At 38.0% G+C, this 11,304-nt stretch carries 11 protein-coding genes; all 11 read left to right on the top strand.

All coding sequences use genetic code 11. From position 1 onward, the window contains the following. Positions 1–247 precede the first annotated feature (247 nt). Positions 248–1,084 carry a 3-methyl-2-oxobutanoate hydroxymethyltransferase gene (panB, locus tag AC1MGI_RS17005; RefSeq protein ID WP_480346458.1) on the top strand — a complete coding sequence of 279 codons (837 nt, stop codon included), beginning with the start codon at positions 248–250 and terminating at the stop codon, positions 1,082–1,084. Next, positions 1,081–1,929: a pantoate--beta-alanine ligase gene (panC, locus tag AC1MGI_RS17000; protein ID WP_480346456.1), complete on the top strand. Its 849-nt coding sequence runs from the start codon at positions 1,081–1,083 to the stop codon at positions 1,927–1,929. The genes panB and panC overlap by 4 nt, the downstream gene beginning before the upstream one ends. 28 nt (positions 1,930–1,957) lie before the next feature. Continuing rightward, on the top strand, positions 1,958–2,374 hold the full coding sequence (gene panD / locus AC1MGI_RS16995) for an aspartate 1-decarboxylase (protein WP_480346454.1): 417 nt from the start codon (positions 1,958–1,960) through the stop codon (positions 2,372–2,374). Positions 2,375–2,576: 202 nt separating this feature from the next. After that, positions 2,577–5,354 (top strand): ATP-dependent DNA helicase DinG, encoded by a 2,778-nt coding sequence (dinG, locus tag AC1MGI_RS16990; RefSeq protein ID WP_480346452.1) that lies wholly within the window; start codon positions 2,577–2,579, stop codon positions 5,352–5,354. Positions 5,355–5,715: 361 nt separating this feature from the next. Continuing rightward, positions 5,716–5,886: a YpmA family protein gene (locus AC1MGI_RS16985; protein WP_082191123.1), complete on the top strand. Its 171-nt coding sequence runs from the start codon at positions 5,716–5,718 to the stop codon at positions 5,884–5,886. Between the two features lie 15 nt (positions 5,887–5,901). Beyond that, positions 5,902–6,378 carry a cell wall elongation regulator TseB-like domain-containing protein gene (locus AC1MGI_RS16980; RefSeq protein WP_480346450.1) on the top strand — a complete coding sequence of 159 codons (477 nt, stop codon included), beginning with the start codon at positions 5,902–5,904 and terminating at the stop codon, positions 6,376–6,378. A 21-nt stretch (positions 6,379–6,399) separates the two neighbouring features. Continuing rightward, positions 6,400–7,587 carry a pyridoxal phosphate-dependent aminotransferase gene (locus AC1MGI_RS16975; protein WP_480346448.1) on the top strand — a complete coding sequence of 396 codons (1,188 nt, stop codon included), beginning with the start codon at positions 6,400–6,402 and terminating at the stop codon, positions 7,585–7,587. 263 nt (positions 7,588–7,850) lie between these two features. Then, complete coding sequence (gene asnS / locus AC1MGI_RS16970) at positions 7,851–9,143, top strand: asparagine--tRNA ligase (RefSeq protein ID WP_480346446.1); 1,293 nt, start codon at positions 7,851–7,853, stop codon at positions 9,141–9,143. 250 nt (positions 9,144–9,393) lie between these two features. Beyond that, positions 9,394–10,086: a DnaD domain-containing protein gene (locus AC1MGI_RS16965; RefSeq protein WP_480346444.1), complete on the top strand. Its 693-nt coding sequence runs from the start codon at positions 9,394–9,396 to the stop codon at positions 10,084–10,086. A 32-nt stretch (positions 10,087–10,118) separates the two neighbouring features. Continuing rightward, positions 10,119–10,775: an endonuclease III gene (gene nth / locus AC1MGI_RS16960; RefSeq protein WP_480346442.1), complete on the top strand. Its 657-nt coding sequence runs from the start codon at positions 10,119–10,121 to the stop codon at positions 10,773–10,775. Continuing rightward, positions 10,772–11,296 (top strand): YpoC family protein, encoded by a 525-nt coding sequence (locus AC1MGI_RS16955; protein WP_480346440.1) that lies wholly within the window; start codon positions 10,772–10,774, stop codon positions 11,294–11,296. The genes nth and AC1MGI_RS16955 overlap by 4 nt, the downstream gene beginning before the upstream one ends. Positions 11,297–11,304: the final 8 nt, after the last annotated feature.

Here is an 11,304-nt window from a genome sequence, read left to right as displayed (position 1 = left end):
ATCTTTCGAACTGCACCTGCACGACCGAAGTAAAAAACTAAAATTTCTGCCTTGATCCAGTAGTGGACGGGGACGGAGGGATGAATCTTCTGATAAATTTAAAGAGACGAACTTTTATATAGGGAAAACTGCCATATGCAAAGTTGGCTGGACAATGGGTCCTATTTCCTTTAAAGCTCGTCTCTTTTTTGTTATATGCCTATCAAGAAAGATTATTCATCTCCTCTAATAAAAGGAGGATATTTGAATGAAACTTTCCGGACAGTTTCTGAAAATGAAAAAAAATGATAAGAAAATTGTCATGCTTACTGCGTATGATTATCCAAGCGCAAAGCTTGCAGAACTTGCTGATGTTGACATGATTCTTGTAGGAGACTCCCTCGGCATGGTTGTTCTAGGTTATGAATCGACACTCCGAGTAACAGTTGATGATATGATTCATCATACAAAAGCAGTGAAACGCGGAGCACCTAATACGTTTGTTGTTACTGACATGCCATTCATGAGCTATCATCTTTCAGTGGACGAAACACTTAAAACCGCTGCACGCATGATTCAAGAAGGGCGTGCAGATGCTTTAAAACTTGAAGGAGCAGGCCAAGTAACTGAAAAGATTGCTGCCTTAACAAAGGCTGGAGTTCCAGTTATTGCTCACTTAGGATTAACACCACAGTCGGTAGGGGTACTTGGAGGCTATAAGGTTCAAGGGAAAAGTGCAAATGCCGCCGAGCAGCTATTAGATGAAGCAAAGCAATGTGAAGCTTGTGGTGCGATAGCTGTTGTACTTGAATGTGTGCCATATCAAGTAGCAGAAATGATTACCCAACACCTTAGCATTCCAACAATCGGTATTGGTGCTGGGAAAGATGTAGATGGTCAAGTACTTGTCTATCATGACGTCGTGAATTATGGCGTCGATCGCGTGGCTAAGTTTGTCAAAACATACGCAAATGCTAATGAATTAATAAGCGGAGCATTATCAAAATACGTAAGTGAAGTAAGAGAACAGCAATTCCCTACATTAGAGCATAGCTTTACGATGAAAGAAGAAGAAGTAGCTGCGTTATACGGGGGTAAAGCATGAAAATCCTTACAATAGCAAAAGAGATACAGCAACAAATAGCTGAAGAAAAAAAGAATGGCAAATCGATAGGGTACGTCCCGACAATGGGGTTTTTACATGAAGGTCATGTAAGTTTACTGAAAAAAGCACATCAAGAAAATGACATCGTTGTTTTAACAATCTTTGTAAACCCGCTTCAATTCGGACCAAACGAAGATTTTGAGAGCTATCCTCGTGACATTGAACATGATGAAAAAGTCGCACAATCGGCTTTAGTAGACTATTTATTTTATCCATCCATTAAAGAAATGTACCCGGATGAAGTGTCCGTAAAAGTAACCGTTCAAAGTCGAACGAATGTGCTTTGCGGGAGAAAAAGACCAGGTCATTTTGACGGAGTAGCAACTGTCCTAACGAAGTTTTTCAATATGATTAACCCGGATAAGGTATATTTTGGCATGAAAGATGCTCAGCAAGTGGCTGTTGTGGATGGGTTAATTACAGACTTTAATTTCGATATTGAAATGGTTCCGGTCGAAACGATTCGTGAAGAAGACGGGTTGGCAAAAAGTTCTCGGAATGTTTATTTACTTGAAGAAGAGCGTGCCTGTGCTCATGAATTGTATAAAGGTTTGAATCTTGCGCGAGAAGCAGCACAACATGGTGAAGACAATCCAGAAAAATTAGTTTCACTCCTTTCAAATCATATTATGAACTATACAAATGGAAACATCGACTATATTGAAGTATATTCCTATCCTGAACTAAGGCCAATCGAAAAAGTGACAGGAAACGTCATTATTGCTTTGGCTGTCCAGTTTACAACTGCTAGATTAATTGATAATGTAACATTTTTGGTTCATTAATGAAACGAACTAACTAGGAGGAGCTTGTATGTTTCGCACAATGATGAATGGGAAGATACACAGAGCTACTGTGACAGAGGCTAATTTAAACTATGTTGGTAGTATAACAATAGATGAAGACATACTTGATGCAGTCGGAATCCTTCCAAATGAGAAAGTAGCCATTGTTAATAATAATAATGGTGCAAGGCTTGAAACGTATACCATTGCTGGTAAAAGAGGTAGCGGTGTTGTTTGCTTAAACGGAGCAGCAGCAAGACTTGTACAGCCTGGGGATATTGTCATTATTATTTCGTATGTCATGATTGCTGAAGAATCTGTTCGTATTCATAAGCCTAAGGTGGCACTTATGAATGAAAACAATGAAATTATTGAAATGATATCTTATGAACCAGAGGCAACTATTTATCCTGGATTAACGGGCAGTAAAACCCCCACTAATTGAAGTTTCACTTAATTCTATAAAGCTGCTCATCATTGAAAAGGTAATTCCTCATAAGGAATGACAATTTCTCTATATGAGTGGCTTTTTCTTTAGTTAATTTAGAATCACGTTCATTTTCCTTATTGGATTAAATGTGGTATAAACAAGGAAGAACAACAAACGAACATACTTGTGTGAATGGGATTTAGAGGTGTTTTAATTAATGGCGCAACGCTATGTAGTAGTCGATTTAGAAACAACAGGAAATTCTCCGAAAAAAGGGGAGCGTATTATTCAATTCGCAGCAGTTGTGATTGAAGAAGATCAAATCATCGCTGAATATTCTACCTTTATCCATCCTGAGCAGGATATCTCGATGTTTATAGAAGAACTGACAGGTATTGACAATGATATGGTGAAAGAGGCACCTCTTTTTGAAGAAGTGGCCGAGCGTATTTCGGCTTTGTTAAAGGACGCTGTTTTTGTAGCGCATAATGTATTATTTGATTTGAATTTTTTAAAAGAAGAGTTAGAACGCTGTGGAATGGAAGCTTTCTATGGCTCTACAATTGATACTGTCGAACTTGCTAAAATCATGAAACCAACTTCTGATGGATATAAATTAAATCAGCTTGCTAAGCAAGAGAAGCTTAATCACTCTAGGCCACATCGAGCTGATAGTGATGCATATGTCACGGCCCAGCTTTTTCTTGAACTGAAAAAGAAACTTTACCAGCTGCCACTTCTAACCATGAAACAGTTATACCGACTTTCATACTCTTTGAAAAGTGAAATTTCGGAGCTCATTCAAGAATGTATAGCAGAAAAGCTTTCTCTGCCAAGTGATTACGATACAACGATTGAAGCATTTCAGGGCTTAGCTTTTAAGAAAATGAGTAGAGATTATGCTCAGAATACGTGGAAAACGGATTATCCGAGTGATAGCCAAGCGAAATTAAAGCTGATTCGTGAATCATTATCCCAATTTGAAAGCAGAGAAGGGCAGCTTGAGATGATGGATCGGGTATATGATTCGTTTGAAAATGAACATCATACGATTATTGAAGCTGGAACAGGCATTGGTAAGAGCTTAGCTTATTTACTACCAGCTGCCTATTTTTCCGTGCAACAAGGAAAACCCGTGGTTATCTCGACGTATACGCTTCAGCTTCAAGAACAGCTGCTTCAGTCTGAGGTGCCAAAATTAAAGCGGATCCTCCACTTTCCGTTTTCTGTCGTGCTATTGAAAGGGCGAAGTAATTATCTTAGTCTTGCAAAGTTTGAGAGAGCTATTAGGGAAAAAGAAGACAACTATGAAACCGCACTTACGAAAATGCAAATACTAGTTTGGTTAACAGAAACAGAAACGGGAGACAAGGATGAATTAAATTTAACGAGTGGAGGAGAGTTATTCTGGGAGAGGCTTCAAAGCAATTCATTTACTAAAACGGGATTACAAAAGCCTTGGCAAGCTGTCGATTTTTATGAAAGAGCCAAAGCTGTAGCGCTAAAAGCAGATATCATTATTACAAACCATGCGTTTTTAATGGCTGATTTAGTATCACCTGATCGTTTAATTCCGAGAGACGGTTTCTTAATTCTCGATGAAGCACATCATCTTGAACGTGCTGCAAGCAAGCATCTTGGACGAAGACTCGATTATGTTTCGGCAAAAACCCTCTTAAATCGTTTAGGCCATTCTGATCAAAAACAATTGTTATTTCGATTGGAGAAACTACTGCATCAATATTCGCTTACTCCTGTTACAAAGTCAGCAAATATTGACCGTACATTACTTGATTTTTTCTATGAATTTGACCAATTATTTTTTCAATTAGGGGCACTTGCGAATAAACAAGGAAGGTCTAGTGGTCCAAAGCAGATATCCATTCGCTTAATTGATGAACAATGGAAAATGACGACAATGCTTGCCGAAAGATTGGTCGATCAGCTTCAGGTGATTCTGTCTGGATTAGACGACAGAATTTCTTTACTAAGTAGTGTTGAAACTTTAAGTAAAAATGCCCAGTTTTATTTGAATGATTTTGAACTGATGCGTTATCAAATCAATGAGCTTAAGAAAACTCTTGCAGATTTTTTTGTCACACAAAATACCGATTTTATCTATTGGATGGACTATACAAAAGCCAATCCACAACAAGGGATATCTTTAGCTTCACAGCCGATTACAGGAAGCAAGTTGTTATGGAATACATTTTTTTCGAGACAAAAAAGTATTGTTATGACATCGGCAACTCTTACTGTTAAAAGTTCGTTTCAGTTCTTTATGAATCAGCTCGGGATGCAGGATGTTCCAGTAAAAACATTTAGCTATTCTTCGCCATTTTGCTATCATGAACAAGTTCGAATACTTGTACCAAAGGACATTCCAGATATTCAAAGCGTCGCACAAGAAGAATTCGTCCTTCACGCAGCTGAACATATTATTCTCGCTGCTGAAGCTGCAAAAGGGAGGATGATGATTTTATTTACCTCTCATGAGATGTTAAGAGCTACCTATTATTTACTTAAAGAATCTCAAATGTTGCAAGAGTATACACTATTTGGACAAGGGATAACGAGTGGCAGTAAAACCCGGCTTCTGAAAAACTTTCAAAGCTTTGACAAAGCAATCCTGTTAGGTACGACTAGTTTCTGGGAAGGGGTGGACGTACCTGGGGAGGACCTTTCTTGTCTGGTTATTGTTAGGTTGCCATTTTCACCTCCTGATGATCCAATTACGGAAGCGAGATGCAACGTAATTAGAAATCATGGCAAGAATCCATTCTCATTCTATTCACTTCCGGAGGCAATATTGAGGTTCCGACAAGGATTTGGCCGATTAATTCGTACAAGCACAGATAGAGGTGTGCTCATCGTTCTTGATCGAAGAATCATGACAACTGTATACGGAGAGGCCTTTAGACAAGCCATTCCTTCAGTTAATTGGCTGCAAGTTTCAAAAAATGAACTAGTTAATGCAATTGAGGAATGGATTTAAACGACTTGCTATAAATGGAATGTTCATGATGCAACAGTGCACTAAAACGTCATGTTTTAACGAATTGAGAGACTTATTTAAAAGGGGAAAACCGGCTTACTTAAGGTGGCGGAGCGTAGCCAAAAACTATTAGAATTTCACCCAATCCTAGTTTATCTTTCAATTTATTTGATCATGCTGTTTACGTTCACAAAGCTCAATCCGCTGTTGTTTCATACAAACGAATAAATTCTAAGAATAGCAAAAAAATTGATATGGAAATTCGAAACAAACTGGTATAATGTGAGAAGAAGTCATACACATAAATCCTTGTTATTCCAAGGATTTATGAGAAAATTTGTTATTAAGGGGGTGCTTGAAAATGGAAAGCAAAATAGAAGTGATTTCAACCGTAAAATTGCAGCATTCCCCAGATTTATATAAAATTGTCGATTCTCTAAACCGTAATTTAAAGGAAAGAAATTTAATGTTTGGGCTTGCGCTGGATTCAGAGAATCAGGAAAAAGCGATATTCACGATTTATCGTACATAGAAAGAGTGACTGTATTTGAAAAAATGGCTGATTATATCTTCTGTTTTTATACTTTGTTTAATCGGCTTTGTGTCGGGGACATACATTAAAGCGTTGGGGCCGAGGCAAGAAGCATCTGACATCGCTTATGCAAAGGCTCGGCAGGAGAGTGACCTAGTTACACTTGATGAATTTTATCTTTATCATGGACTCGAATCTTATTCTGTTGTTATCGGAAAGACCGCGGCTGGCGAGAAACTAGTTGTTTGGATTCCTGAGAACAAAGATTTAGATATAGTAACAGCTCAATATAAAAATGGTAAGACAAAGAAAGAAATCACGCAGATTGCCAAGGAACGATCAAAATCAAAGAAGATTATTTCAGTAAAACTAGGGATGGAAAACAATGTTCCACTTTGGGAAGTAACTTCTCTGGACGCTACAAAACATTATAATTATGAATATTATGATTTTAAGACAGGCGAAATGATTGATTACTATCGAGGTATTTAGACAGAAAATGGAGGGTTTTTTATGAAAAAGTTAGCAAATCGCGTACAGGCATTAACACCGTCTTCTACATTAGCAATTACAGCTAAGGCTAAAGAGCTTAAGGCTCAAGGACAAGATGTTATTGGACTTGGAGCAGGCGAACCAGACTTTAATACTCCACAGCATATTATCGATGCAGCTTTTAAATCAATGAATGAAGGCCATACAAAATATACCCCTTCAGCCGGTTTGCCAAAGCTGAAAGAAGAAATCATCAATAAGCTTTCAAAAGAGAACGGTCTCTTATACCAACCAAATGAAATTATCGTTGGCTCAGGTGCGAAACATGTGCTTTATACATTATTTCAAGCGATTCTGGATGAAGGCGATGAAGTAATTATTCCTATTCCGTATTGGGTTAGCTATCCTGAACAAGTTAAATTAGCTGGCGGTACTCCAGTATATGTGAATGGAACAGAAGAACAGTCGTTCAAAATTACAAAAGAGCAGCTTAAAGAAGCAATTACAGATAAAACAAAAGCATTTCTAATCAATTCACCTAGTAACCCTACAGGCATGTTATATTCTGAAGAAGAATTACGCGAACTTGGGCAAGTATGTTTGGATCACGATGTATTAATCGTTTCTGATGAAATTTATGAAAAACTTATTTACGATGGTGCACAGCACATTTCCATCGCTTCTATTTCTCCAGAATTGAAAGAACAAACCATTGTCGTGAATGGAGTATCCAAATCCTATTCCATGACAGGCTGGAGAATTGGCTATGCAGCTGGAAACACTCAGATTATTAAAGCTATGACTAATTTAGCGAGCCATAGCACATCAAATCCAACAACAACAGCGCAATACGGAGCTATTGCGGCACTGTCAGGGCCCCAAGATAAAGTAGAAGAGATGCGAGTTGCATTCGAGGACCGTTTGAATATCATTTACGATAAATTGACTACTATTCCTGGAATCACTTGCCTGAAACCCCAAGGGGCATTCTACCTTTTCCCGAACGCAAGGAAAGCTGCTGAACTTACAGGCTATGGTAATGTAGACGCATTTGCTGGAGCCCTACTTGAAGAAGCACTAGTAGCTGTTATTCCTGGTTCTGGATTTGGAGCAGATGATTATATTCGTTTATCCTATGCAACATCCTTAGATCAGCTGGAAAAAGCTGTTGAACGCATTCGCTCATTTGTAGAATCAAAGATGGCCTAAATCGCTATCTTTATAGTAGAAAACAGAGTAATTTTTATCAGGTTTGCCACTACAATCAAGTACATGTATAATGAAAATGTTATATAAGTATAAGATTTATTAATGAGTTTTAGTGTCTAGCGTAAGCAGCCTAACCTCTCTAGGGTTTAGCCAATCAAGTTATATCAAGTGAAAACTACTTTCGATATAACTTGTTCGTCTTATGCTTAACGAGGTTGCTAAAAGGTGCTTGCGCTTTTCTTATGATTTGGAGGGAATGTATCGTGAAAATTACGATAGCACAGGTAAGTAAATATGTTGATCAAGAAGTGACAATCGGTGGTTGGTTAGCTAATAAACGATCAAGCGGTAAGATTGCATTTTTACAATTGCGCGATGGTTCAGGGTTTATTCAAGGTGTTGTTGTCAAAGAAGAAGTTGGGGAAGAGATTTTTGCACGTGCGAAATCAATTACACAAGAGTCATCTCTATATGTAACAGGAATTGTGCAAACTGATGAGCGTTCTCCATTTGGCTATGAGCTGCAAGTGAAGAATGTTGAGGTCATCCATGAATCAGTAGACTATCCAATTACACCTAAATCACACGGAACAGAATTTTTGATGGATAACCGCCATCTATGGTTACGTTCGAAACGACAACATGCGGTTATGAAAATCCGTAATGAAATCATTCGTGCTACATATGAATTTTTCAATCATGAAGGCTTTGTGAAGGTGGATCCACCGATTTTGACCGGAAGTGCACCAGAAGGAACTTCAGAATTATTTGCAACAAAATACTTTGATGAAGATGCATTTCTATCACAAAGCGGACAGCTGTATATGGAAGCTTGTGCAATGGCACTTGGAAAAGTATTTTCTTTCGGTCCAACATTCCGTGCAGAGAAGTCGAAAACCCGTCGCCATCTAATTGAGTTCTGGATGATTGAACCAGAAATGGCCTTTTACCAACATGAAGACAGTTTAAAAGTACAAGAAGATTACGTGTCTTATATCGTTCAATCTGTTTTGCAAAATTGTAAGTTAGAATTGAACACGCTAGGCCGTGATGTAGAAAAACTTGAAAAAATTAAAGCGCCGTTCCCACGAATTACCTATGATGATGCACTTGAATTCCTTCATGAAAAGGGATTTGACGATGTTCAGTGGGGAGATGATTTTGGTGCACCGCATGAAACGGCGATTGCCGAAAGTTATGCATTGCCTGTTTTCATCACGCATTACCCAACTTCATTAAAACCATTTTATATGCAACCAGATCCAGAGCGAGAAGAAGTGGTATTATGTGCCGATTTAATCGCTCCGGAAGGATATGGCGAAATTATTGGTGGATCAGAACGTATCTATGATTACGATTTGCTTGAACAACGAATTGAAGAACATAAATTAAGTAAAGATGCTTATAACTGGTATCTCGAATTACGTAAATATGGTTCTGTTCCTCACTCTGGTTTCGGACTTGGGCTTGAGCGTACTGTCGCTTGGATCAGTGGTGTCGAGCATGTTCGTGAGACGATACCATTCCCACGTTTATTAAATAGACTATATCCATAATTAAATGAGAGTATCATAAAAAGGGTCTGACCACGTATTCTACAACGGTAGCAAAGTGTTATCCGTAGTTATGGGGACAGACCTTTTTTCATCTTTGGGCTTTAGAGCAGATGCTCATGAATGTTTTTATAAGCCGTAAAAAAGAATTATTAAAAAATGTTACGCTATTTTCGGCAATTAATTTCCAAAATGTATTGTAGGTATTGTCGAACCTTGTTTCATGTTATACTAATAATGAGGTGTCAAAGATATGAAAAACAACTTATATGCATGGTTTAAAGAAGGGTCGATGACGATTCCTTCATTTTTATTTACTCATTATAAAAAGATTGGCTTAAATGAGCAGGAAGTTATGTTATTGCTTCAACTCCAACAATTTATTGAATCTGGAAATGATTTTCCCGCTCCATCACAGTTAGCAGAACGAATGACACTTCAGGAAACAGAGTGTTTGTTTTTAATACAGCGTTTAATTCAACGAGGGTATATTAAGTTAGAGGAAGATAAAGGGCAAGCAATAGGTGATGAAAGATATTCACTTGATCCTTTATATGAGAGATTGATTGATTGCTTCTTGCAGGCACAGAAACAAGAGAAAGCGGAGCAGGCCCTAAATGAAGGAGAAAGCCTCTATACAATATTTGAACAGGAATTTGGACGGCCGCTATCGCCATATGAGTGTGAAACGCTTGCCTTATGGATGGATGATGATCATTCACCTTCAATCATAAAAGCCGCATTGCGTGAAGCTGTAATTTCCGGTAAATTAAATTTTCGTTATGTTGATCGCATTTTATTTGAATGGAAGAAGAATGGCATTAAGACAATTGATCAAGCAAAGAATCGTGGTCAGCAATTCAGAATGCATCAAAAGCACGAGAAGAAGCAGGCAACACAAACTCCAATTAAAGATGTGCCGTTTTATAATTGGTTGGAGCAATAGTTCTGAATAGTTCTAGGTAAAAGGAGTCAATTATGCTGAATAAAACCCAGATACGCTATTGTTTGGATACGATGGGTGAAATGTTTCCAGATGCGCATTGTGAATTGAATCATTCTAATCCGTTTGAACTCGTCATTGCGGTTGCACTCTCCGCCCAATGCACAGATGTTCTCGTAAACAAAGTTACGAAAACATTATTTCAAAAATACAAAATTCCTGAGGATTACCTAAATGTTCCCATTGATGAGCTTGAACAGGATATTCGTTCGATTGGATTGTATCGCAATAAAGCGAAGAACATCCAAAAGCTTTCAAAAATGCTGATTGAAGAATATGGCAGAGAAGTTCCTAGAGACCGAGATGAATTAACGAATTTACCAGGTGTTGGTAGGAAGACGGCAAATGTTGTTGTTTCAGTTGCATATGGTGTTCCAGCCATTGCGGTTGATACTCATGTTGAGCGAGTAAGTAAACGCCTTGGAATATGTCGCTATAAAGACAGTGTTCTTGAGGTGGAAAAAACTTTAATGAACAAAATACCAAAAGAAGAATGGTCCGTTACTCATCATCGCTTGATTTTCTTCGGTAGATACCATTGCAAAGCTCAAAATCCACAATGCCCTGTTTGTCCTCTACTTGATGTATGTCGCGAAGGGAAGAAACGAATGAAAAAGGAAGCTGTGAAATGATTGTACAATTACCACAAGAACTTGTACATGAAAAGTTCTTTTTCAGTGATAGGATTGAAATTGAAAATTTTATCACTGAGAAATGGAATCCGGATTTTAATCCAACACTTTTTATATATGACATGTTGTATTGGAATGGGGGACAAGGATTTCAACCATGGCGGCAGGGCTTTATAACAATACCTGTCCTTTTTGAAAAATGGAAGGAATTAGCTGACTCTTGCAGAATCATATTTGCTGAACGAAGGCAGAATGAAGCTGAGATGTTCATGAAAAAAGGAATGGCCCTTTTTTTTCAAGTGGTGTTTTGGATGAATGAACAACCAGTAGTTCTGCATAATTGGCATGAGCAAATTAACAGGCTTTCGATAAAGCCGATAAATGTTGCGGAAAGACTTTCATTTGTTGACATGTCTCCCGCCCATTATGCTTCTTTTATCCAGCTAACAGAATTGTTTCTTGAAGCTGAAAAACAATTTTATAAAACCTTAGCAATGAAAAAACGAAATCAGCAAAAGTAAGAGGATGT

The organism is Peribacillus sp. BM1 (assembly GCF_056679975.1).
The sequence above is the reverse complement of the archived record's forward strand: the minus strand, read 5'-3'. Positions and strand labels throughout refer to the sequence as shown.

What these genes read in the sequence shown, in the direction of transcription:
- panC (WP_480346456.1), top strand. Translation starts at nt 1,081, where the DNA reads ATGAAAATCCTTACAATAGCAAAAGAGATACAGCAACAAATAGCTGAA.
- AC1MGI_RS16985 (WP_082191123.1), top strand. Translation starts at nt 5,716, where the DNA reads ATGGAAAGCAAAATAGAAGTGATTTCAACCGTAAAATTGCAGCATTCC.
- panB (WP_480346458.1), top strand. Translation starts at nt 248, where the DNA reads ATGAAACTTTCCGGACAGTTTCTGAAAATGAAAAAAAATGATAAGAAA.
- AC1MGI_RS16955 (WP_480346440.1), top strand. Translation starts at nt 10,772, where the DNA reads ATGATTGTACAATTACCACAAGAACTTGTACATGAAAAGTTCTTTTTC.
- nth (WP_480346442.1), top strand. Translation starts at nt 10,119, where the DNA reads ATGCTGAATAAAACCCAGATACGCTATTGTTTGGATACGATGGGTGAA.
- AC1MGI_RS16975 (WP_480346448.1), top strand. Translation starts at nt 6,400, where the DNA reads ATGAAAAAGTTAGCAAATCGCGTACAGGCATTAACACCGTCTTCTACA.
- AC1MGI_RS16965 (WP_480346444.1), top strand. Translation starts at nt 9,394, where the DNA reads ATGAAAAACAACTTATATGCATGGTTTAAAGAAGGGTCGATGACGATT.
- panD (WP_480346454.1), top strand. Translation starts at nt 1,958, where the DNA reads ATGTTTCGCACAATGATGAATGGGAAGATACACAGAGCTACTGTGACA.
- dinG (WP_480346452.1), top strand. Translation starts at nt 2,577, where the DNA reads ATGGCGCAACGCTATGTAGTAGTCGATTTAGAAACAACAGGAAATTCT.